This is a genomic window from Ensifer sp. LC384, assembly GCF_001695865.1.
Lineage (GTDB): Bacteria > Pseudomonadota > Alphaproteobacteria > Rhizobiales > Rhizobiaceae > Ensifer.
In genome coordinates, this window is the sequence record NZ_MBST01000067.1 from 92,694 (window position 1) to 115,386 (window position 22,693).

A 22,693-nucleotide genomic window follows, 5' to 3' on the forward strand; every position below is an offset into this window, starting at 1 on the left:
CTCCAAGAGGAATTTCTTGCCGCGTTGCGCCAAAAAAGCCATTCTGTTCCTCAAGAGTTGTGCCGGGCAACACGTGGCTGATTCCAAGACAACCCTCAGTCGTGCGCAAGGCCGAGAGATCGGCAATGAAAGGTTTGACATGCGGCAAAAGACGATCCTCCGCCTTCTCAGCGGCGCTGCACTGCTGGCTCTTGCCTCGGTCAGCACCAGCTACCAGGCTTTCGCCGAGGAAAAGGCCGCCGTCGAGGAGACCGAGCCTTTCGACATCACGTCCGTCAACACCTTTGCCGGCGCGTTCCTCGCTGCCCGCACCGCCGACACGGACCGTGACTTTGCCGCGGCCAACGAACTCTACCGCATTGCGCTGCAGTTCGAGCCTAACAACAACGAAGTCAAGCAGCGGCTGATGATCACGCTGCTGATGGCCGGCAAGTTCGACGACGGCGCCAAAATCGCCGAACAATTGAAGTCCGACCCGGCCGTCGAGCGCATCACCACCGTCATCCGTGCGATCGAGGCGATCCGCAAGCGGGAATACCGCAACGCGCAGAAGCTCTTGAATTATGAGGGGCCGAACGATCTCGACCGGCTGATGAACGGCCTGCTTTCCGCCTGGGCCAAATTCGGCCAGGGCAAGCCCAAGGAAGCGCTGGCGCAGGTCAACGGCCTTGAAGGGCCGGACTGGTTCCGCGTGTTCAAGAACTACCATGCCGGCGCAATCGCCATCGCTTCCGGCGACAAGACCACCGCGCGCGCCAAGCTCAACGACGCGATCCTCGATCGCGAAGGCGGCAGTGCTGCGCCCGACACGTTCATGCGTGCGGTCGAGGCCTTGGCACGCTTCGAGGCGCGCGAAGGCAACAAGCAGAAGGCGCTCGACACGATCGCCGTCGGCGAGAACATGGTCAACAACTACACTCCGCTCGAAGCGCTTCGGAAGAACATCGAGACCGGCATACCCCAGGAGCAGCAGGTCAAGAACGCATCGCAGGGTGCGGCAGCCGTGCTGTTTTCCATCGGCGGCGCGCTCAACCGCGACGGCGCCGAAGACATCGTCTCGCTCTATCTCCAGACGGCACGCCGTCTCGATCCGGAAAGTGCCGATATCCTCGTGATGCTGGCCGGTATTGCCGAAAACCTGAAGAAGCCGAAGGAAGCGATCGAGCTTTACCAGAGCGTGCCCGAGGCCTCGCCGATGCGCAGGCTCTCGGAACTGCAGCTTGGTCTCAGCCTTGCCAGCATCGGCAAGGTGGATGAAGCCAAGAAGCACCTCAAGGCGCTGATCGACGTCGATCCCAAGAACATCCGCAACTATCTCGCCTATGGCAGCGTGCTGTCCGATGCCAAGGAGTACAAGGAGATGGGTGAGCTCTACGACCGGGCAGTCGACGCGATCGGCCCGGTGCCGAAGCGCGGCGACTGGACCGTATTCTTCCAGCGCGGCATCGCTTACGAGCGTCAGAAACTCTGGGACAAGGCTGAGCCGAGCTTTCGCAAGGCTCTCGAGCTCAATCCCGACCAGCCGCAGGTGCTGAACTATCTCGGCTATTCCTGGGTCGACATGAACATCAACCTGGAAGAAGGCCTCGACATGATCCGCAAGGCGGTCGAGCTCAAGCCCGATGACGGCTACATCGTCGATTCGCTCGGCTGGGCCTATTTCCGCATGAACCGCTTCGACGATGCGGTGGTCGAGCTTGAAAAGGCTGCCGAGCTAATGGCCGGCGATCCGACCATCAACGACCACCTCGGCGATGCCTATTGGCGTGTCGGCCGCAAGCTGGAAGCCGTGTTCCAATGGACGCAGACGCTTGAGCTGAAGCCCGAGGAGGCCGAGATCCCGAAGATCAAGGCCAAGATCGAAAACGGCCTGCCGCCGCTGAAGGAAGTGGTTCCAGCGTCTGCCGACGCCAAGGAAACCGTGCCGAAGAAGGTCACCCCGGAGGCGCCTGCGCCGGACAAGAAGTCCTGATCGCAGCATGCTTGAAGGCGAGATTGCGGGCTTCGCGCTGACACGGACGGCGCCCGCCAAGATCAATCTGGCACTGCATGTCGTCGGCCAACGGGCCGACGGCCACCACCTCCTCGAAAGTCTCGTCACCTTTGCCGACCGCGGAGACCGGGTCGGCCTGACGCCGTCGGACGAAGACCGTTTCACCCTATCCGGACCATTCGCCGCCGAATTATCGACGACAGGCGCAGACCAGGGGGGCAATCTCGTGCTCAAGGCGCGGGACCTTCTGCGCCAGGCCCTGGCTTCGCAGGGTATCGACACCCCGCCGGTCCATATTCATCTCGAAAAGAACCTGCCCGTTGCCTCGGGCGTCGGTGGCGGGTCCGCCGATGCGGCCGCTACGCTGCGCGGGCTTCTCGACCTCTGGCGAACCAGCATCGAACCGGGATCGCTCGCAGCCTTGGCGCTCGAGCTCGGCGCCGACGTGCCTATGTGCCTTGACGGCAGGCCGCTTGTTGCTCGCGGCATCGGCGAGAAGATCACGCCGGCTGAAGAGCTTCCCTCGTTCCCGATCGTGCTGGTCAATCCCCTGGTCGCCGTCTCGACACCGGTGATCTTCCGGACACTGGAAAAGAAGATCAATCCGCCGCTTACCATGCCCGTCGGCCTCATATCACCTGCGGCCTGGCTTGCGGCCATGGCAGCGATGCGCAACGACCTGGAGCCGCCAGCGCGCTTGCTGCAGCCGATCATCGGCGGCGTTTCAGACGCGCTGACAACAACCGGAGCGGCGCTGGTGCGCATGTCCGGTTCAGGCGCCACCTGCTTCGGCCTGTTCGACAGCGACGAAAGCGCGCAGCGCGCAGCGCACTCCCTTTCTGCTGCCCACCGCGAATGGTACGTTCTCGCCGGCAGAACCGTAGGCAAGGGGAAATAAAATGGCCGGGATCAACGACAATCGCCCCTTCATTCCCGTCGGCATCGCCATTCTGACGGTCTCCGATACGCGCACGCTGGCTGACGACAAGTCCGGCGACACGCTTCAGGCGCGGGTCCTCGACGCCGGCCATCGTCTCGAAGCGCGCGCGATCGTGCCCGACGACAAGCAAAAGATCCGCGACCAGGTGGAAGCCTGGACGCTGAACGACACAATCGACGTGGTGATCACCACCGGCGGAACCGGCTTCACCGGCCGCGACGTCACGCCTGAGGCGCTCGAGCCGCTGTTCGAAAAGCGCATGGATGGCTTCTCCGAAGTCTTTCACCGGATTTCCTACGAGAAGATCGGCACGTCGACGATCCAGTCGCGTGCAACGGGCGGCGTCGCCAACGCCACCTTCATCTTCGTCCTGCCGGGTTCACCCGGGGCCTGCAAGGACGCATGGGACGGCATTCTCAAGCCGCAACTCGACTACCGGCACATGCCGTGCAACTTCGTCGAGATCATGCCGCGGCTCGACGAGCATCTGAAACGGGGCTGAGCGGGCCTGTCCCGACATGCATCCTGGAAATTGCCACTGCCGACACGGCGGCGACCGCACAACTGTATGACGCACCCGGCCTGTTCCCTGGGGAACTGCGCAGCTCCTATCCGTCTGCTAGAGGTTCGCTGGTCAGCCCACATGAGGGATCGCAACGAGACCCGAGCAAGTCCTTCAAACGGAGCAAAGACGAGCCCATCGCCAATGTCCCCCGGCGAAGGGAACAAGAACATACGACGCGCGGCTCGCCCGGTCGCTCGGCCACGAATTTGCTAGCAAGGATATTTGGTAGCCGCTTGGAGGTGCCGTCCGCAGGACAGGCACCTTTTTTGTTGGCGCCAGCCGATAATCTACGCGCCCTGCCGGCTGTCGAGCGCAACCCAGGCCGGGACCAGCTCGGTCGCAAGCTTTCGTACAGCGCGGATATTCGTCATCTCGCTCAGCTGCATCTTCCCGCGCGCAACTGCCAAAGCGTCGCGCTTGCGCACGAGGAACCCGGCCTCCAGCGGCTTTACTCGCCGTGCAAGGCGATGCAGCAACGGCTTGCGGTGCAGCCGTGACGGGGAGAAACGGGCCGGGCCCTTGTGAAGCGACACATATTCGACGAGCTCATCCACCCAACGTCCGATCGGCCGCGCACCGGGCTCAAGCAGCATCAGCCATTCGCCGCGCGCGGAGCGCACGATATCGCCCAGATCCCAATCGACACAGAAGCGGCAGCCAGCGGCATCGGCCACCCGCACCGACCCGTCCTTGGAGCCATGATCGAGGATGATGACATCGCTGACCAATCCCTCCACGGCGCCTGCCACGAGCACGGACAGCGTCTGCGCCAGTTCCGCTTCGTTGTCGCGTGTTTCCATGATGATCGTCAGCATAGCTGTTCCTACCGCATTGCAGCGTAAAATGCTACATCCGCGTGGCGCGGCCGCTCTCGCTCCTCTGCCCCATTTCCAATTCGAGCCTGTCGCGATCATTTTAGTCCGCATGATTTTTTGTTCTTGAATTGTTCTTGTTTCCACGATAGGAAAATAATCAGAACAAAACGGGATCAAACAAGTGATCCCTCGGAGATCCCGATGAACGAGCTGTCTCAGATCAGGCAGGGTGCGCTTGCGCCCGCCAACACGGCAGAGGTTGCCGAAGCATTGATGAGCGGAACCGGTCTCAGGATCGAGGTTGATCGTCGCCGCGGACGGGGTGCCGGACTGAACATGTCGGGCCGCTTCGAGCCGCAGGCGCGCGAGGCTTTCGACGATGGTTGGGAGAGTCTTGAAGACCTGCCGCCCTTCAAGACCGAGGTGCAGGTGGAGAAGCCGCGCTCGGTGATCAGCCGCAACGATTCTCCTGATATTTCCTTCGATCGCTCGATCAACCCTTATCGTGGCTGCGAACACGGATGCATCTATTGTTTCGCCCGTCCGACGCATGCCTATATGGGGCTTTCGGCCGGCCTCGATTTCGAGGCGAAGCTCTTTGCCAAGCCGGACGCTCCGCGCCTGCTGGAGCGCGAGCTTGCCCGCTCGGACTACAAGGTGAGGCCGATCGCCATCGGCACCAACACCGATCCCTATCAGCCGATCGAGAAGGAATGGCGGATCATGCGCCAGATCCTCGAAGTGCTGCAGGCCGCCAACCATCCGGTGATGATCGTGACGAAGTCGGCGATGGTGACGCGCGACATCGATCTGCTTGCGCCGATGGCCGAAAAGGGGCTCGCCCGTGTCGGCATTTCGGTAACGACGCTCGACCGAAAGCTCGCCCGCACCATGGAGCCACGGGCTTCGACCCCTTCCAAGCGACTGGAGGCGATACGCTCCCTCTCCGAGGCCGGCATTCCGGCCGGCGTCCTGGTGTCGCCGATCATCCCGGCATTGAACGATCATGAGATCGAAAGGGTACTGGAAGCCTCCCGGGCGGCGGGAGCGCTGGAAGCCACCTACGTGCTGTTGCGTCTGCCGCTCGAGGTCAGCCCGCTCTTCCGCGACTGGCTGCTTCGAAACTATCCGGACCGCTATCGGCACGTGATGTCGCTCATCCGATCGATGCGTGGCGGCAAGGACTACGATGCCGAGTTCGGCAAACGAATGAAGGGCGCTGGTCCCTATGCCTGGCAGATCGGCCGTCGGTTCGAACTTGCGGCCAAACGCCTCGGCCTCAATCTCAATCGCCGACAGTTGCGGGATGATATCTTCGTTCCGCCGCTCGGGACCGGCGTGCAGCTTTCGCTGCTCTAGCGGCAACAGGTGCTGCGTATGTCGCAGGAGGTGCGGAGTTTCCGGCCGCTCGGGTGATGGAATGAGAGGTTCAGGCGGGAGATCTCATGACCTCAATGGCTGGCCGGAAGATGCCGGCAGGTATCGGCCTTGGAACTTCTGCCTGGTTCCCTAAGTCGACATCGATTTGGGAAGCAGGTCATGCACCAAGCTCAGGTGAACAGCATCCATTGCGCGTCATATTTGCCGCGCAACGACAGAATTGAATTCCGGCGTCTCCTCCGTGCCTCAGGATGACGCTGGCATACCCCCCGGCTGCCGCCGCACTCAGATCGGGGGACTTGAAGAGAATCGGTCGATCATGCGAGTTTCGCCGCATGTCACATCGCAGATCGATCGATTCTCCCCTTTTCCCGGATATTCTCCTTAAGCCTGATTTCAGCTTTGAGCTGGCTGCCAGAAAGGACGGCGCATGGCCGGTCGCCGGCGCCGACGAAGCGGGACGCGGACCGCTTGCCGGACCCGTCGTTGCGGCCGCCGTCATTCTCGATCCGGACGCCATCCCTGAAGGCCTGAACGACAGTAAAAAATTGACCGCCGCGGCGCGTGAACGGCTGTTCGACGAAATCCTGGCAACCGCGACCGTTTCCATCGCCTCTTCCTCGGCTGCGACCATCGATATGATCGACATCCGCAAGGCGAGCCTCGAGGCAATGCGCCGGGCCGTCGACGGCCTGTCCCTGGCCGCCCGCTTCGTGCTGGTCGATGGCCGTGATGTGCCGCCCGGCCTTGGCTGCCACGCCAAGGCGGTGGTCAAGGGTGACGCCCGCTCGCTTTCGATCGCCGCCGCATCGATCGTCGCCAAGGTGACCCGAGACCGCATGATGGAACGTGCCGATATCGCTCACCCCGGCTACGGCTTTGCGGTCCATGCCGGCTACGCCACAGCGGTGCATCGCAAGGCGATCGACACCAAAGGCCCCTGCCCGCTGCACCGCATGAGCTTCCGTCCGCTGCGCAAGGATTGACGCCCCGCAAGCCTTGACGCTCGGCATTGTCGAAACCTGGCCGTCTGGATGGGCACGACCCGACGCGGATGGCGCTGCGCCGTGAGGTACCTGCGACGGCTCAGCGTGTCACCGAGGCGCGGACCAATGAGCGCTGCCACGGCAGCCCTTGCACTGTGCGCGCGGTGTCGAGCGCCGACGGGCACGCATCAGGGTGCAATTTGGCAGCGGCCCCGGCCGATCCGTATGCACCCCGCGAATGCTTTCCCCTCGATCGACCCCGAAACGGGATTGACTGAACTTACCGGAAGACATCCCAGACAGGCGCTCGCACGCCTCACCCAAGGTTATCCCAAAACGCAAAAAGCCCCGCGCAAGGCGGGGCTTTCAGATCGTATCTTGCAGCGCGTGCTTAGTTCAGGCGCGACTTGACTTCGCCAAGTGCCTTCTTGAACAGCTCGCTCTGGGCGCCAGCGTCGGCCCTGGCAGCAACCACCTTTTCGGCAGCGCTGATGGCCAGATCGACGGCAGCCGAACGAACGGCGTTGATCGCGTCGCTCTCGGCCTGCTTGATCTTCTGTTCCGACAGCGCGGTCCGGCGGGCGACGAATTCTTCCGTCTTCTGCTTGGCTTCGGCGGTCAGCATTTCGGCTTCGCGCTGAGCGGCGGCAACAATACCGGCAGCTTCCGCTTCGGCATCCTTGCGCTTGCGCTGGTACTCGGCAACGAGGCTCTGGGCTTCTTCGCGCAGGCGCTTGGCTTCCGCCAGTTCGTCGCTGATCTTGTCGGCGCGTCCATCGAGCGCCTTGCCGATCATGCCCGGAACCTTGAGATAGGCGATCAGGACGAAGAACAGGATCAAGCCGACGAGGGCATAGAAGGTCGCATCAAGATGCATGGTTCAGTGCTCCTCAGTTACCGGCCGATGCCTTGACGGCAGCGACGATCTCAGCCTTGGTGACGGTGCCACCAATCAGCTGCTTGACGACAGCGGTCGCAGTTTCCTCGGCGATCACGCCGACGTCAGCGAGTGCCTTGGTCTTGATGTCGGCGATGCGGTCTTCCGCAGCGGCGATCTTCTTGGAAAGATCGGCTTCGACAGCATTGCGGTCGGCGACAGCCTTGGACTTGGCAGCTTCGCGCGCGCCGTCGGCGATCTGATGACCCTTGGCCTTGGCGGTTGCCAATTCCTGCTCATAGGATGCGATGGCGGCGTCAGCTTCGCCCTTCAGGCGCGACGCTTCGTCGAGATCCTGAGCGATCCGGTCGTGACGGGTTTCAAGAATTCCGCCGATGCGCGGAATGATGACCTTCGACATCAAGAGATAGAAGAGGCCGAACGTGATCGCGAGCCACAGCAGCTGCGATGCGAAATGGGTCGAATCAAAGGGCGGGAACACGCCGGAGCCAGCCTCGCCTTCGTGGGCCACACCCGTTTCGGTGTGCACCTCACCGGCCGCAGCGGCATCGTGTGCTTCGGCGCCTTCAGTGGTGGTTGACTGCTGGGCATAGGCCGCGGTCACAAACATGCTCACCTCCAGGTGCACTCAAGAATATGCGCGGCCGCGACCCTTTGACGGGTCGCGGCCGAAACTCCAGCCGTTATTAGACAGCGAAGAGGAGGAGCAGGGCTACGAGCAGCGAGAAGATGCCCAGAGCTTCCGTAACGGCGAAGCCGAATACGAGGCGGCCGAACTGGCCGTCAGCAGCCGACGGGTTGCGCAGCGCGCCAGAGAGGTAGCTGCCGAAGATGTTGCCGAGGCCGAGAGCCGTGCCGGCCATACCGAGGCAAGCCAGACCTGCGCCGATGTACTTTGCTGCTTCCGCTTCCATGATTGAACTCCTTCGAATGGTGTTGCGGCTTAGGATTGCGCTTCCGGCGGAGGACCGGCCGGAAGCAAGCGACTGTATTCCTTAGTGGCTTCCGGGATGGACAGCGTCGTTGAGGTACATGCAGGTCAGTACCGCGAAGACATAGGCCTGGAGGAAGCAGACGAGGAATTCAAGACCGGTGATAGCGACGGTCATGATGAGCGGCAGGATCGCACCACCGATACCGAGCGCACCGAGGGCGCTCAAGGAGGTGACGAAGCCCGCGAAAACCTTCAGCGTGATGTGGCCGGCCAGCATGTTGGCAAAGAGACGGACCGAAAGGCTGATGGGACGGGAAAGGAACGAGATGATTTCGATCGACACGACCAGCGGCAGCAATACGCCCGGCACGCCGTGTGGCACAAAAAGCTTCAGGAAGCCGAAGCCATGCTTGTAGAAACCATAGAACAGCACCGTACCGATGACGAACAGCGCCAAGGCGAAGGTGACGATGATCTGGCTGGTGATGGTGAAGAAGTAAGGGAACATGCCGAGCAGGTTCGCCGTCAGGATAAACATGAACAGCGAGAACACCATCGGGAAGAACTTCATGCCGCCGTTGCCGGCGCCTTCGCGCAGCATCGAAGCGATGAACTCATAGGACATTTCCGAAACCGACTGCAGGCGCGTCGGGATCAGCCCGCGCTGCGATGTGGTCAGGTAAAGGAAACCGGCAGCGGCACCCACGGTCGCAACCATGAACAGCGATGCATTGGTGAAGGAAAAGTCAATTCCGCCAATTTCGATCGGGACAATCTTGTTGACCAGGAACTGGTGGGTCGGATCGTTTGACACCGCGCTTCTCTTTCGTTCTGCCCGCCTTTAGAGCGGATACCGTGTTTTCCGGGCGACGCCTCAGGCGTCATCTCCGTCCGTCTTGTCATTCCCAGAACTGCGCTTTTCCGGATCGAGTGTTGCCACCATCCCCGCCGAACGCAGTACATTCAACACACCGGCGCAAAAGCCAAGGAGCAAGAAAATGATCATGCCCCACGGCCCTGTACCCGCAAAGTGGTCCAAAAGATAGCCCAGAAACGCCCCAACAACGATGCCAGCGATGAACTCGCTGGAGAGCTTCATTGCCGCCGCATAGCCTTTGCGGCTTTCGGCGGCGCGGGCCTCGGCTGCGTCAGGCGAACTGGGCCTTTTGGCCTCAATCTTGTCGCCGAGCTGCTTGAGCCTCGTTTCCAGACTTTCCTCGGGTTTCTCCGTCACGTGGCTCTCCCCTTGTTGTCCCACACGGTCACGACCGTGATTCGGTCACACAAAGGGCTGCTGTTCAAGCCACGTTTCAGCCCCATTTGAAGTCGCGCGCAACATAGTTTTAGGCATCCGCATAGTCAAGGCGTGCACAGCGCTTCGGCGTGGACAATATTTTTCAATGATTTCATTGGCTTGACTACATCCCACGCCGGCGATCGACAGACAAAGGCGGGAATCGGCAGATCGCAAGCCGGAATCTCCGACCCGCGATCGATGCTTGTGAGCCAGGGGGTCGGCAGCAGAAACGCGTCAGCTCCAGCCACCGCCATAGGTTCGATAGAAGATGTGCAGGCCGATCTTGCCGACACGCTTCATCGTCTTTGCCCAGGCCGGGTTTACATAGGTTGCGTGATAGTGCGTGGCTGAGCCGACTTCGGGCAACCAGATCTTGCCGGCGGTTACCGCCATGGCAACGTCCCTTGCTTCCTTCCAGTGCGAACGGGAGTAGATCAAATCGCGGATCATGTCGCAGGCGAAGGAGAACTGGCAACGGTTGCGCCATGCCTTGTTCTGATAAACGACGCCGCAGATCGTCTTCGGATAGGTCGGATTGCGCACCCGATTGAGAATCACTTGCGCAACGGCCGCCTGCCCCTTCAAGGGTTCGCTGCGTGCCTCGAAATAGATGCCTTCGGCAAGGCAGGTCTGCTCTTCCTTGCTGAAGACGCCAGCCGGCAGCGGGGTCGCGGCCCAGGCGTGATCCTCCGGCGAAATGTCGGGGATGAAACGTCCAGCGTTCGTGTCCTCACGCAGGATCGAATCGAAGGGCGATTCACGCGCATAGTCCGGCTCGGGCCGGACATAGGCAGTCGCAAGGATGTCAGGCTTGTCGTTGGTGACGAGTTTGGCCAGCATCGGCGAGACGCCGGGATCCGTCTTCGGCGGCTTCTTCTTGTAGAATGCCGTGGCGATCTCGATCTCCTTGCCTTTGATCTTCGGCTTGGCGAAGACCATCTTTTCGCCCCCCTCGAAACCCGGCTCCATCAGCGAGCTCGTGCGCTGCAGGATCGAGCCGGCGGTAAAATCCTTAGGCGGGGAGACGGGGGTCACGGCGACGATACGGCCCTTCTTGCCCCGGCGGTTGACACGATCCTCATCCGGCGTGCCGGCGTGTTTGCTTTCGGCGGTCAGAGCGACACGGCTGCCATCGGGAAGATTGACACCGGCACCGCCATCAAGCGCGCTCGTCGTGATCGGGTCGGCAAAGACCATCTCGACTTCGTGGATCGAACCGGCCGGCGACGGCGTCATGTACATCCGCCAGCGTTCGCCACCGCGATTGATGCCGGACAGGAAGGTCGCCAGGTCCGAATAGGCCGCGACCGTGGGAAAACCGATATAGACCGCAAGGCCGATGATTGCCGGTGCCAACCAGGCGGAGAAGTTAACACGAGATTCGCGACGCAGTTTCCGACTCTTACGCACCAACCCACTCCACGCAACGCTTGTCGAAGGCACGGCTCCGCCCTCGCCGGCGATGAGCCAGCGGACAGGTTCCGCGCGGGACGCTAGAAAAATGAAGCCGCCGGACGCCCTGCCGACGATGCTTCGTTCGAGCCTTGAAAATGAAGCATTAACCTTGATGTTTGGTTAATGCGTCTTCACTGAAAGACAGGAAGGGCAGGCCTCTCGGCCCGCCAGCCGCCTTGGCATCCTGCGTCGTCAGATGATGACGTGCGAGCCGAGTTCGACGACACGGTTCGTGGGCAGGCGGAAGTAATCGGAGGGATCGATCGCGGCATTGGCGAGCGCGATGAACAGGCGGTCCTGCCAATGCGGCATGCCGGATTGGGCGTCCGGCACCAGTTTACGCCGGCCGAGATAGAACGACGTCGACATGATATCGAACTTCAAACCCGACTTGCGGAAGAGCCCCAGCGCCTGTGAGACGTTCTGCGTCTCCATGAAGCCGAAGCGCATTTCGAGCAGGGTGAAGCGTTCGGAGAGCGGCTGCACGCTGACACGTTCCGCCTTCGGCACCTTCGGCGTATTGGCGGTGCGGATCGTCAGGATGAAATTCTGCTGATGCAGCACGTGATTGTGCTTGATGTTGTGCAGCAGGGCGGCGGGCGTCGATTCTGGGTCGCTCGTCAGGAACACCGCCGTGCCTGGCACGGCAACCGGTGCATGTTCGCTCTTGCGCTCGATCGACTTGACGAAGCTCGCCAACGGAATGTCGATATGGCGCGTCTTGGCATGGAGGATCTCCGTGCCGCGCTTCCAGGTCCACATGATGACGATGAAGGTGACGGCGATCAGCACCGGCACATAGCCGCCGTCATGCATCTTCAGCATGTTGGCGCCGAGGAAGACGAATTCCAGCGCAAACAGCGGCAGCAGCGCGGCGCCGGCCCAAAGCGCCGACCAGTTCCAGCGCACGCGCAGAAACTCGAAGGAGAGAACGGTGGTAACGACCATCGCGCCGGTGACCGAGATGCCATAGGCGGTGGCGAGCGATTCCGACGAGCCGAAAACCAACACCAGTGCCATGACGCCGAACATCAGCAGCGTGTTGACGTTGGGCAGATAGATCTGGCCCGTGTGGGTTTCCGAGGTGTGGAAGATAGCCATGCGCGGCAGGAAGCCGAGATGGATCGCCTGCCGCGTCAAGGAGAATGCGCCGGTTATGACAGCCTGGCTGGCGATGATCGTGGCAAACGTCGCCAGGATGACGACCGGCAGCAGTGCCCATTTCGGGAACATCAGGAAGAACGGGTCCGACATCGCCTCGGGGTTCTTCAGGATGAACGCGCCCTGGCCGAGATAGTTGAGCGTCAGCGCGGGAAAGACGACGAGAAACCAGGCCCATTGGATCGGGCGACGGCCGAAATGGCCGAGGTCGGCGTAGAGTGCCTCCGCGCCGGTCACCGTCAGGAACACGGCGCCGAGCACGATGATGCCGACATAGCCCTCGTTGAACATGAAGCTGGCGGCATAATAGGGATTGAAGGCCTTGAAGATCGCCATGTCGTCGGAAAGGTGGACGAGGCCGATGCCGCCCATCACCAGGAACCAGACCAGGGTGATCGGTCCGAAGAAGTTGGAGACCGCTGCCGTGCCCTTGGACTGCACCGCAAACATCAGGAGCAGAATGACCACGGCAATGGGAACGACATACTCCGACAGCGCCGGGGTCACGAGCTTCAGACCCTCGACGGCCGAAAGCACGGATAGCGCCGGCGTGATCATCGCATCGCCGATGAACAGCGCGGCACCGGCGATGCCCATGAAGAACAGGATCGCCGTGTGGCCATTTCCCGTCTTCATCAACAGCGCCAGCAGCGAGAGCGTACCACCCTCCCCCTGGTTGTCGGCGCGCAGCAGAAACAGCACGTACTTGAGCGTGACGATGATCGTCAGCGTCCAGAGCATCAGCGAGATCAGGCCGATGATCTCCACATCGGTCACGCCGTCGTGGGAGACCGGGCGCAGCGCTTCGCGAAACGCGTAGAGCGGGCTGGTGCCGATGTCGCCGTAGACGACGCCAATGGAGCCGAGGCCGAGGACGAGCAGCCGGCGCAGGTCTTTCGACTCGTGTGTGGAAGGGGCATGCGATTGGGTCATGCGTGTCCTACTGGCTGTTACAGCCAGCCTTTCCAGCGAAAGAAGAAAAAGGGTATCACGGCGGATATCACCATGGCGGCAAGCGCCCAGGGATAGCCGAACTGCCATTCGAGTTCCGGCATCACGCGAAAGTTCATGCCGTAGACGGAAGCGACCAGCGTCGGCGGCAATAACACCACCGCAGCGATCGAGAAAATCTTGATGATGGCATTCTGCTCGACATTGATGAGGCCGAGGGAGGCGTCGAGCAGGAAGGTGATGTTGCCGGAGATGAACGAGGCATGCTCCGATAACGTCTGGATGTCGCGCGAGATCGAGCGGCAAAGCTCGCGGCTGTCCTTGTCCGCCTGGACGTCTGGAACCGTGTAGACGAAGGTCAACAGGCGCGAAAGTGACGCGAGACTGTCGCGGGTCTTGGCAACCAGCCGGTGATGGCCGGCGACATCGCGCAGGCGCGCTTCCAAAAAATGCGGCGGCCGACGTTTGACGACAGCCCTGTCGCCAAAAACCTGCAGCGACAGATCGTCGATCTTGCCCACGGCCTGCTCGAGAATTTCGGCGGTGCGGTCGGCGATCGTTTCGAGCAGCCGGGTCAGCATCACGACGCCGTTCGGGCAGCCGCCCGGAATCCGGTGCATCGCCGCCTTGAAAAGCGCGAAGGCCCGCGGCTCGGCGTAACGAATGGTCACCACCCGCCCGCCATGCAGGATGAAGGCAACGTCGGTAAGATCGGGAATATCGGTTTCCGAGCGGTAGACCAGCGACGCCGTCATGAACACGGCATCGGCCTCGGTATAAAGCCGGCTTGATGGCTCGATGTCCTTCAGGTCTTCCCGTGTCGGGATGGAAATGCCCAGAAGCTTCTCCATCATCAGATCCTCGGCCTTGCTCGGCTCGACGAGGTCGACCCAGACGATGTCGGGACGCAGGGTAACGGGCTCATCCGCCACCGACAGGGTGACGGTCTCTCCGTTGGAGCAATAGCCCGTAATCATTCAGAGGCCCCTCCCACTGGTGCGGCCCCGGGCGGAGGTGCGAGCCGGAGCGAAAGTGAGCAACCGCATCGGCGCCACATTATTCCCACAATCGAAATCCATCGGATGAAGCGTTCCGCCAGTCAGGACAAAATCCTCAACTCGGTCATCGCGGGAGGACAAGATCTCCGGCGAGAGCGCGCTAAGTTGGGCACCTTCGCAAGTGCGGCACGGCATATGGCGCAACACAGACGCAAAATCAATGCCCCCTCGATACATGACACAGACGCCGTCCATCGTTCCGGCGCCACCCTACTGCATGTTTCTCCGAATCGAAATCGGGTCGCGGACAAAATTGTGCCGTCATTTACAGCGCCGCGCGTCTATTTAGACGCGCAAAGGTCGCTGTAACACTTTGAGTTGCTGCATAATTTCGTCCTTAAACCGATTCCGATTTAAGGAATTATGCTGTAGGGGCTGCGGCAGACGACCTCCGCGTCGGCTTGCCACCGCAGCGATGGCATCCGACGAAGCTGTGGATGAAGGTCTACTCGAAGACAATGCTCGGCATTGCACGGCTCTTGTCTTCGCGGGCTGCCGAAACCTCGGCCCAGACCCTGGTGGCGATGTCGCGATAGATGCGCGCGATCTCGCCGTCCGCATCGGAAACGACCAAAGGTGTGCCCGCGTCCGAGGTTTCCCGGATACCCATGGTCAACGGCACCTCGCCGAGGAAAGGTACGCCGATGCGTTCGGCCTCCTTGCGTGCCCCGCCGTGGCCGAAAATATCGTAGCGATTACCGGTGTCCGGCGCAACGAAGTAGCTCATGTTCTCGATGATGCCGAGCACCGGCACCTCGACCTTGCGGAACATCGTCAGCCCCTTGCGGGCATCGACCAGAGCCAGATCCTGCGGCGTCGAGACGATGACCGCGCCGGCAAGCGGAACTTGCTGTGCCATCGTCAACTGCGCATCGCCGGTGCCCGGCGGCATGTCGACCACCAGCACGTCGAGATCGCCCCAGGCCACTTCGCGCAGCATCTGCAGCAATGCCGACTGGATCATCGGGCCGCGCCAGATCATCGCCACTTCCTCGTCGACGAGGAAGCCCATGGACATGACCTTGATGCCGTAGTTTTCCATCGGGCGGATCATCCGGCCCTCGATCTGCTGCGGCCGGCCGGAAATCTTCAGGAGGCGCGGCATCGACGGGCCATAGATGTCGGCGTCGAGCAGGCCGACCTTCAGGCCGTTGGCCTTCAGCGCCAACGCCAGGTTGACCGACGTGGTCGATTTGCCGACACCACCCTTGCCGGAGGCGACGGCGATGATTGCGCCGACGCCGGGAATGCCCGCCTTGGCGGGCGCGCCCCCGGCCGGACGCTGGCCGTGGGCATGGCCGGCATGGGCTCCGGCTGGTTGCGGGCGCTGCACCGGGGCAGCCGCAGGGGCGGCTTTGCGATCGGCCGTCAGGGCGACCATGGCTGCGCTGATACCGGGGATTTCCCGCACCACGCGCTCTGCCGCGGCGCGCATCGGCTCCAGTTCCTTGGCCCGGTCGGCCGGCACGGTGATCGAGAAATAGGCCTTGCCATCCGAGATGAACACATCCGACACGAGCCCGAGCTCGACGATGTTGCCTTCCATATCAGGACCGCGCACGGTGCGCAGCTTATCAAGAACCACGTCTCTGGTGACTTCCGGCATCGCGCCCTCTCATTCTTTGTTATCTCTTAGATAATCGAGGCCGGGCGCTTCGCCAATGCGACATAACGGAAAAAACAGAGCCGCCACTCACCCTGGTGTCCGTACATCCGGGATCACACGGGGTTGGGTGGCGGCCCTATTTGTCGCGACCTTCTTGGGCGCTGTCTTGTTTTTAGTCCCCTCTGGACATGCCTCTAGCAATGCAGGATGCGTGCCAGATTCCAGGCAAGACGAAAAAGCGAACATTTTCAGCGAAATAGACCGAAAGTCTCTCGCCCGGGGCACCGAGAGCATCTGCCCAGTTTATGGGCAATGGTCTCAAATCCGCACAGGATCGGTGCATTTTACGCCTGCGCCACCTTGCTGCATGATTCCTTAAATCGGATCCGATTTAAGGAATCATGCAGCAAGTTTAAAGCACGACAACGTCCTTTGCGCGTCATGTTTGACGCGCGGCACTTAGGGGGGGAGACGGGTTCGAGCAGCTCCAACCTGGCGCTGCAGAGCGACGGCTAGCTGATGTAGCCCTTCTTCATCGCCTTGACGACGGCCTGCGTCCGGTTCACCGCGTCGAGCTTCTTGGTGACGTGGTTGAGGTAGTGGTTCACCGTGTGCTCGGAGAGGCCGAGAATGCCGGCAATCTCGGCGCTGGTCTTTCCCGCCGCCGTCCAGCTCAGGCACTGAATCTCGCGCTCTGAGAGCGACGCACTGCTGTTCTTCCATACCGAGCCGATCTCGGCCAACCGGTTGTAGACATGGATTGCGATCATCTGCAGTTCCATGGTCACGGTCATCGGCAGTTCTGCTTCCGGCCCCATCAGGATGACAGCGCCGCGGCCGCCTTCGGCGTCATGCACCGGGAAGTAGCTGGCCTGGAAGATGCCGTTCTCGCGCAGCATCGCGATGTATTCGCGGGCTGAATCGGGCTTGCCGCCTTCGCTTTCCCAGGCATCGAGCGTCACCTGGAACGGCGTCGTCGTTTCCCGCAGCCGCTTGACGCCGGTGCTGAAGCGCAGCATCGACAGGCTGTCATATTTGTTGAGCAGTTCGGCAGGCATATTGGAGATGACCGTGGTTGCGGCCAGGCGTTCGACATCGATGGAAGGGATCGAGCAGATGAGAAAGGTTTTGAAGCCAAACATCTGCGTGATCCGCCGCATATAGCGGATGATATCGAACTGAGTCTCCAGCTTGGCGATCTCGGACGCGAAATCACCGCCCCGGGGCAGATCTGCGTCAGTCGTCCCGGTGGTCATCGTATCCTGCATTCGCGCGTTCCATGGCATTCATCAATTATCAAATAGACTGACCTGCAGGCCATGCCAACAGATGATCGAGATTCCCTGCCCTACGCGCCCAAAAGCCTGTGTATTTCCCTACAAGCGAACCGCGCCATGCCGCAGCATCCAGCTTTGATGTGCAGAAAGTGCCAATTCTCAGTTGATCAAACCGGCGCGCATGGCCTTGGCGACCGTCTGCACGCGGTTGACCGAATCCAGCTTTCGCGTCGCTCGGTTGAGATAGTGGTTCACCGTATACTCCGATAGCGCCAGGATCCGCGCCATCTCGCTCGTGGTCTTGCCGGCAGCGGCCCAGCGCAGGCATTCGACCTCGCGGCGCGACAGGCTTCCCGAGCCGCGTCGCTCGCGCCCACGCACCTCGGCCAGCTTGCTGTACAGAATGCCGGCCCACAGATTGAGTTCCTGCATCTCGTCGTTCGACGCCACGGGGCGGTCGCCGCCAAAGGCAATGGCGGCCCGGTGACCGCCGGCGTCGTGCACCGGCAGATAAATGCCGCGTGGCATGCCCGCCTGTTCGAAGACGCAGATCGCCGCGTCGCCCTTGCCGTCGGCGCGGCGGCGAGCCAACTGATGAGCGTCATAGGTGAAGGGTATGGTGCTGCGGCGCAGACGCTGGATGACAGGGCTGCCATTGATCAGGCCAGCGCTGTCGTAGCCCTTCAAGAATTCAACCGGATAGGTCGTCATGATGGCATTGGCCTCAAGGCTGCTGCAGCCGGTATCCGGAACGGCGAGCACCAGGAAACCGCGGAAGCCGTAAGCGTCCGCAACCTGCCCGATCACCCGTCTAATGTCGTCTTCGCAGCAGATCGGCCCCCTCACGGACCGTCCGTCAGGAAGCATCAACGACGCCATATTCGCGCTGAAATCGATCATCTTCCGCCCTTCTCCACATCCGGCTCCGGGGAGGAGCACGGCCGCTGACGCCGCATGAAGATCACGTCAAAATTACTATCAATGTCAAAATCAAACCGACTCGCGTACAACCGCAAAGCGATCCTGATATATTAACGTTATCGAGCTTGGAACGCCACGTCCAGTCGAAGTTCCTAATTTATCGTAAAGTGAACTCAAGGTCCACCGCGGCCCGGGCCGAGGCGAATCGCGGCCTCCTCCCCGATCGCCGCCGCCGCCGTCCGCACCGCCCCCGACCAGGCGATCAACTGCTCCATGCTCACCCGATAGGCCGGTCCCGTAACCGAGATTCCAGCCGTCAGATCGCTGCCCGAAACACGGATCGGCGCAGCCACGCACCGGATCTCTATCTCATGTTCTTCCCGATCGAAAGCGTGTCCGTCGCGGCGAATCTCTGCAATCTCCGCCAGCAGTGATTCGGCCGAGCGATGGGTATGCGGCGTGAACGCATGGAACGCCATCCCTGCCACGAGACGCTCCAGTTCCGGTTGCGGCAGCAACGACAGCGCCGCCTTGCCGATGCCGGTGCAATAGGCGGGCGAGGCCTTGCCGATCTGCGAACTCATGCGCACCGTCTGCCGGCTTTCGACCTTGTCGACATAGACGATCTCGGTTTCGCGCAGGATGCCGAGATGCACCGTTTCTCCGGTCAACTCGTGCAGGCTGCGAAGATGTGGTTCGGCAACGTCGCGGAAGCGATTGCCGGACCATGAGCGATAGGCAAGCGTCAGCAGGCGGAGACCCGGCTCGTAGCAGAGATCGCGCCGCTGCACGAGCAGCCCCTCCTCTACGAGGTGGCTGAGCAGCCGATGCAAAGTGCCGCGCGGCTGCCCCGACCTTGCAAGGATGTCGGTGAAACGCTGCGGCCCGTCCGCCATGACCACCGCCTCAAGGACGGCCATGGCCTTGCCCAGCGTGCCGGTGCCCGCCGCCTCGCCATCCGCTATCACTGTCGGTTCTTCGCTCATGTCACCCGCTTCATTTCGGCCCCATACAGGTCCAAGGTTCGCCATCCGATCTTGACAAAATAACCGTCGTCGCCCGATAATTCCATATAATAAAATCGAGTTCCACATACCGGAACAAAGAAATCTGCAAGCGTGCCGGAGAGGCGCGAATGGGGAGTGCCGGACCGATGCCGTTACCTGCGGCCCAGTTTCATGACCTGAGGGATCGCCGTGTGCTTGTAACCGGCGGCGGCGCCGGCATCGGTGCAGCACTCGTCGAAGGCTTCGTTCGTCAGGGCGCGCAGGTCGCCTTCGTCGACATCGACGAGGCCACGAGCTTGGAGCTTGCCGACAGGCTCGCAGCCGGGACCGGGCAAAGGCCGCTGTTCATTCATGCCGATCTGCGCGATATCGACGCAGTGAGGACAGCCGCCGAAACGGCCGCGGCAACACTCGGCGCGATCCACGTGCTCGTCAACAACGCCGCCCGCGACGACCGGCAGCAGCTCGAAAGCGTCACCGAAGAGAGCTGGGACGAAAGCCAGGCGGTCAATCTCAGGCACCTGTTCTTCATGAGCCAGGCGGTGGCGCCGCACATGAGGCGGGCCGGCGGCGGATCGATCGTCAATTTCTCGTCGATCGCGTTCCTGCTCAACATGGCGGAAATCCCGGCCTATGCGACGGCCAAGGCCGGCATCATCGGGTTGACCAAGTCGCTCGCCGGCAAGCTCGGCCCCGACAATATCCGCGTCAACGCAATCCTGCCCGGCATGATCGTTACAGAGCGCCAAAAGAAACTCTGGCTCGACGAAACGGCGATCGCGGCGATGCTGGAGAAGCAGTGCCTGAAGCGGAGCCTGACCGCCGAGGACCTGGTGGGACCATGCCTCTACCTGGCTTCGAACTGTTCCATGGGCATGACAGCCCAAACGATGATCATTGACGGAGGCGCACTTTGATGACCGCAGCCTATTATGCCGCAGTCGACTGGGGAACCACGAGCTTTCGGCTCTGGATCATTGCCGAGGACGGCACGGTGCTTGCCGAGCGGCGCAGCGGCGAAGGCATGACGACGGCCGCCAAAACAGGCTTTTCAACCGTCCTGGAGGCGCATCTGGCGGCAACGGCCGCGCCGACGCACCTGCCGGTGATCATCTGCGGCATGGCGGGCGCCAAACAGGGCTGGCTGGAGGCCGGGTATCTCGATACGCCCGCCGCCCTCTCGACCATTGCCATGGGCGCCGTCGCGGTGCCCGACGTCGGGCGCGACATCCGTATTCTTCCGGGTCTCGCCCAGCGCGATCCGCAGCACCCCGACGTGATGCGCGGCGAGGAAACCCAATTGCTCGGCGCCGCCGGAAGCCTCGGCGACGGCCGGCACCTCGTCTGCATGCCTGGAACCCACAGCAAATGGGTGCGCCTTGATGGCGGCAAGGTCACCGGCTTCTCCACCTTCATGACCGGCGAATTGTTCGACGTGATCTCCAGGCACTCCATCCTCAGCCACTCGGTCGCGGATGCGCAGGTCTTTTCCGGCGACCATCCGTCGTTCCTCGCCGCGGTCACCGCTGCGTGCGCCAACCCCGCGCTCGCCACCAACCTGACGTTCGGCGTGCGCGCCGGCCAACTCCTCCACGGTGCCAGCGCCACCGACGCCAAGGCGACGCTTTCGGGCACGCTGATCGGGCTTGAGATCGCCGGGGCGTTGGCGGCCGCCGGCACAGTCGACAGCGTCTGCCTCGTAGCCTCCGGCTCCCTCGGCGCGCTCTACCGCGCCGCGCTCGCAAGCCTCAACCTTAGCCCGCGGGTCGTTGACGCCGACGAGGCCGTGCGCGCCGGCCTTTCGACTGCCGCTCAGGCAATCTGGCCCCTCTGACCGAAAGACTATTGCTATGACCCGTATCCCCTTCCCGCCGATGAAATACCCGCTGGTCGCCATCCTGCGCGGCCTCAAGCCCGAGGAAACCGAAGGCGTCGTCGGCACGCTGATCGAGGCCGGCTTCACCGCGATCGAGATCCCGCTCAATTCGCCCGAGCCGTTCCGATCGATCGAAACCGCCGTGAAGATGGCGCCGGAGGGCTGCCTGATCGGCGCCGGCACGGTGCTGACGACGGCACAGGTCGAACAGCTGGCCGATGTCGGCGGGCGGCTGATGGTCAGCCCGAATGTCGAGCCGGCGGTGATCCGGCTTGCGGCGGAAAAGGGCATGGTGACCATGCCCGGCGTCTTCACCCCGACGGAAGCACTTGCCGCTGCTGCTGCAGGCGCAACCGGCCTCAAGTTCTTCCCGGCGAGCGTGCTCGGCCCTTCTGGCATCGCCGCGATCCGTACCGTGCTGCCGACCGATGTCGAAGTGGCGGCTGTCGGCGGCGTGTCGGAGGAGAACTTCGCCGACTATGCCAAGATCGGTATCAGAAGCTTCGGGCTCGGCTCAAGCCTCTACAAGCCGGGCATGAGTGCCTCCGACGTCGGCAAGCGCGCCGTCGCGACAATCAAGGCCTACGACGCCGTCTACGGAGCGCGATGATGAGCGATACCATTCCCTTTTCCGGCAGCATCCTTTGCGAATCGACCTCGATCCTCGGGGAAGGCCCGACCTATGACCCCGGCAGCGGCACCGCCTGGTGGTTCAACATCAAGGGCCAGCAGTTGCACGAGTTGCATCTCGAAACCGGCCGCAAGGCCGTGCACGAGCTTCCGTTCCTGGCCAGCGTCCTTGCCGTCATCGATCCGTTGCGGCAACTGATCGCTTCCGACCAGGGGCTTTTCCTCAGGGATACGCAGACAGGCGCCTTCAGCCTCGTGACGACGCTGGAAGACAAGCCAGGCAATCGCTCGAACGACGGTCGCGTTCATGCTTCCGGTTCGCTGTGGATCGGCACCATGGGCCGCAGCGCCGAGAAGGAAGCGGGCGCGATCTATCACGTCGCCGGCACAAGCGTGACCAAGCTCTATGACCGGATCACCATTCCCAACAGCATCTGCTTTTCGCCGGATGGCACCGTTGCCTATTTCGTCGACACCGACATCAACCACCTGATGCGCGTCGATATCGATGCCGAGACGGGGCTGCCGAAGGGTGAGCCGAGCCTGCTTGTCGACGGCAGCGGCGAGGCCGGCGGCATCGACGGCTCGGTCTGCGATGCCGACGGTCTGATCTGGAATGCCCGCTGGGGCAGCGGCACGGTCGACGTTTACCGGCCTGACGGCGTGCGGATCGCGCGTTACGCGATGCCGACGACGCAGCCGAGCTGCACGGCCTTCATCGGGCCGAGGGCCGACCGCATGCTGGTGACGTCGGCTTGGCAGGACCTGGACGAGGCGGCGCGCGCGGCCGATCCGCATGCCGGCAAGACCTTCGATCTCGGCGTCAGCGTCAAGGGTCGGTTCGAACCGTCGTTCCGTCTCTGATCGGAAGCTCTTGGCGAAACGCCAATAAAAAGTCATACAATTCATCCACGCGATAAATCGCATGGTGAGGAGGAAGTTC

At 62.0% G+C, this 22,693-nt stretch carries 22 protein-coding genes; 9 read left to right on the top strand and 13 right to left on the bottom strand.

Translation table 11 applies throughout. The annotated features are described in order from the left end of the window. Positions 1 to 139 precede the first annotated feature (139 nt). From BC363_RS29670 to moaB, 3 genes are read left to right on the top strand one after another with little or no spacing between them, the layout of a single operon-like run. Positions 140 to 1,972 carry a tetratricopeptide repeat protein gene (locus BC363_RS29670; protein ID WP_065782757.1) on the top strand — a complete coding sequence of 611 codons (1,833 nt, stop codon included), beginning with the start codon at positions 140 to 142 and terminating at the stop codon, positions 1,970 to 1,972. 7 nt (positions 1,973 to 1,979) lie between these two features. Next, positions 1,980 to 2,891 (top strand): 4-(cytidine 5'-diphospho)-2-C-methyl-D-erythritol kinase, encoded by a 912-nt coding sequence (locus BC363_RS29675; protein WP_065782759.1) that lies wholly within the window; start codon positions 1,980 to 1,982, stop codon positions 2,889 to 2,891. 1 nt (position 2,892) lies between these two features. Continuing rightward, positions 2,893 to 3,435, top strand: a complete 543-nt coding sequence (moaB, locus tag BC363_RS29680) for a molybdenum cofactor biosynthesis protein B (RefSeq protein ID WP_065782761.1) — start codon at positions 2,893 to 2,895, stop codon at positions 3,433 to 3,435. Between the two features lie 350 nt (positions 3,436 to 3,785). Here the strand turns inward: moaB and BC363_RS29685 are convergent, their stop codons facing one another. Beyond that, positions 3,786 to 4,313: a glycosyl transferase gene (locus BC363_RS29685; RefSeq protein ID WP_065782763.1), complete on the bottom strand. Its 528-nt coding sequence runs from the start codon at positions 4,311 to 4,313 to the stop codon at positions 3,786 to 3,788. Positions 4,314 to 4,514: 201 nt separating this feature from the next. Between BC363_RS29685 and BC363_RS29690 the strand changes: the two genes are divergently transcribed. Together BC363_RS29690 and BC363_RS29695 are read left to right on the top strand one after the other, a co-directional pair. Then, positions 4,515 to 5,672 (top strand): PA0069 family radical SAM protein, encoded by a 1,158-nt coding sequence (locus tag BC363_RS29690; protein WP_065782765.1) that lies wholly within the window; start codon positions 4,515 to 4,517, stop codon positions 5,670 to 5,672. 356 nt (positions 5,673 to 6,028) lie between these two features. Further along, a complete protein-coding gene (locus BC363_RS29695) occupies positions 6,029 to 6,679 on the top strand; it encodes a ribonuclease HII (protein ID WP_065782767.1) in 651 nt (216 codons plus the stop codon). Between the two features lie 391 nt (positions 6,680 to 7,070). Here the strand turns inward: BC363_RS29695 and BC363_RS29700 are convergent, their stop codons facing one another. The 12 genes from BC363_RS29700 to BC363_RS29760 form a co-directional block, all read right to left on the bottom strand. After that, a complete protein-coding gene (locus BC363_RS29700; RefSeq protein ID WP_065782769.1) occupies positions 7,071 to 7,556 on the bottom strand; it encodes a F0F1 ATP synthase subunit B in 486 nt (161 codons plus the stop codon). 13 nt (positions 7,557 to 7,569) lie between these two features. Then, on the bottom strand, positions 7,570 to 8,187 hold the full coding sequence (locus tag BC363_RS29705) for a F0F1 ATP synthase subunit B (RefSeq protein ID WP_065782772.1): 618 nt from the start codon (positions 8,185 to 8,187) through the stop codon (positions 7,570 to 7,572). Between the two features lie 76 nt (positions 8,188 to 8,263). Continuing rightward, positions 8,264 to 8,491 (bottom strand): F0F1 ATP synthase subunit C, encoded by a 228-nt coding sequence (locus BC363_RS29710; RefSeq protein ID WP_025426100.1) that lies wholly within the window; start codon positions 8,489 to 8,491, stop codon positions 8,264 to 8,266. A gap of 81 nt (positions 8,492 to 8,572) precedes the next feature. Further along, complete coding sequence (locus tag BC363_RS29715; RefSeq protein WP_065782774.1) at positions 8,573 to 9,325, bottom strand: F0F1 ATP synthase subunit A; 753 nt, start codon at positions 9,323 to 9,325, stop codon at positions 8,573 to 8,575. A gap of 60 nt (positions 9,326 to 9,385) precedes the next feature. Beyond that, the gene (locus BC363_RS29720) at positions 9,386 to 9,745 is read right to left on the bottom strand and encodes an AtpZ/AtpI family protein (protein ID WP_065782776.1); all 360 of its coding nucleotides are present in this window, start codon (positions 9,743 to 9,745) and stop codon (positions 9,386 to 9,388) included. Positions 9,746 to 10,042: 297 nt separating this feature from the next. Then, complete coding sequence (locus tag BC363_RS29725; protein WP_065782778.1) at positions 10,043 to 11,218, bottom strand: cell wall hydrolase; 1,176 nt, start codon at positions 11,216 to 11,218, stop codon at positions 10,043 to 10,045. Positions 11,219 to 11,455: 237 nt separating this feature from the next. Further along, positions 11,456 to 13,357 carry a potassium transporter Kup gene (locus BC363_RS29730; RefSeq protein ID WP_065782780.1) on the bottom strand — a complete coding sequence of 634 codons (1,902 nt, stop codon included), beginning with the start codon at positions 13,355 to 13,357 and terminating at the stop codon, positions 11,456 to 11,458. A 17-nt stretch (positions 13,358 to 13,374) separates the two neighbouring features. After that, complete coding sequence (locus BC363_RS29735; protein WP_065782782.1) at positions 13,375 to 14,352, bottom strand: magnesium transporter CorA family protein; 978 nt, start codon at positions 14,350 to 14,352, stop codon at positions 13,375 to 13,377. Between the two features lie 526 nt (positions 14,353 to 14,878). Further along, a complete protein-coding gene (locus tag BC363_RS29745; RefSeq protein ID WP_065782789.1) occupies positions 14,879 to 16,039 on the bottom strand; it encodes an Mrp/NBP35 family ATP-binding protein in 1,161 nt (386 codons plus the stop codon). A gap of 512 nt (positions 16,040 to 16,551) precedes the next feature. Next, positions 16,552 to 17,307: a LuxR family transcriptional regulator gene (locus BC363_RS29750; protein WP_083222533.1), complete on the bottom strand. Its 756-nt coding sequence runs from the start codon at positions 17,305 to 17,307 to the stop codon at positions 16,552 to 16,554. A gap of 168 nt (positions 17,308 to 17,475) precedes the next feature. Next, a complete protein-coding gene (locus tag BC363_RS29755) occupies positions 17,476 to 18,216 on the bottom strand; it encodes an autoinducer binding domain-containing protein (RefSeq protein WP_065782792.1) in 741 nt (246 codons plus the stop codon). 194 nt (positions 18,217 to 18,410) lie between these two features. Next, positions 18,411 to 19,223, bottom strand: coding sequence for an IclR family transcriptional regulator (locus BC363_RS29760; protein ID WP_065782794.1), 813 nt, complete (start codon positions 19,221 to 19,223; stop codon positions 18,411 to 18,413). Between the two features lie 167 nt (positions 19,224 to 19,390). Between BC363_RS29760 and BC363_RS29765 the strand changes: the two genes are divergently transcribed. Genes BC363_RS29765 through BC363_RS29780 form a run of 4 tightly spaced genes read left to right on the top strand, consistent with a single transcriptional unit; the run spans position 19,391 to position 22,614 of the window. Continuing rightward, complete coding sequence (locus BC363_RS29765; protein ID WP_065783037.1) at positions 19,391 to 20,161, top strand: SDR family oxidoreductase; 771 nt, start codon at positions 19,391 to 19,393, stop codon at positions 20,159 to 20,161. Then, on the top strand, positions 20,158 to 21,078 hold the full coding sequence (locus BC363_RS29770; protein ID WP_244519974.1) for a 2-dehydro-3-deoxygalactonokinase: 921 nt from the start codon (positions 20,158 to 20,160) through the stop codon (positions 21,076 to 21,078). Before BC363_RS29765 ends, BC363_RS29770 begins: the two co-directional genes overlap by 4 nt. Positions 21,079 to 21,094: 16 nt before the next feature. Further along, entirely contained in the window at positions 21,095 to 21,730 is a 636-nt protein-coding gene (locus BC363_RS29775) for a 2-dehydro-3-deoxy-6-phosphogalactonate aldolase (protein ID WP_065782798.1), read from the top strand. After that, on the top strand, positions 21,730 to 22,614 hold the full coding sequence (locus tag BC363_RS29780; protein WP_065782800.1) for an SMP-30/gluconolactonase/LRE family protein: 885 nt from the start codon (positions 21,730 to 21,732) through the stop codon (positions 22,612 to 22,614). Before BC363_RS29775 ends, BC363_RS29780 begins: the two co-directional genes overlap by 1 nt. The last annotated feature ends 79 nt before the right edge of the window (positions 22,615 to 22,693 follow it).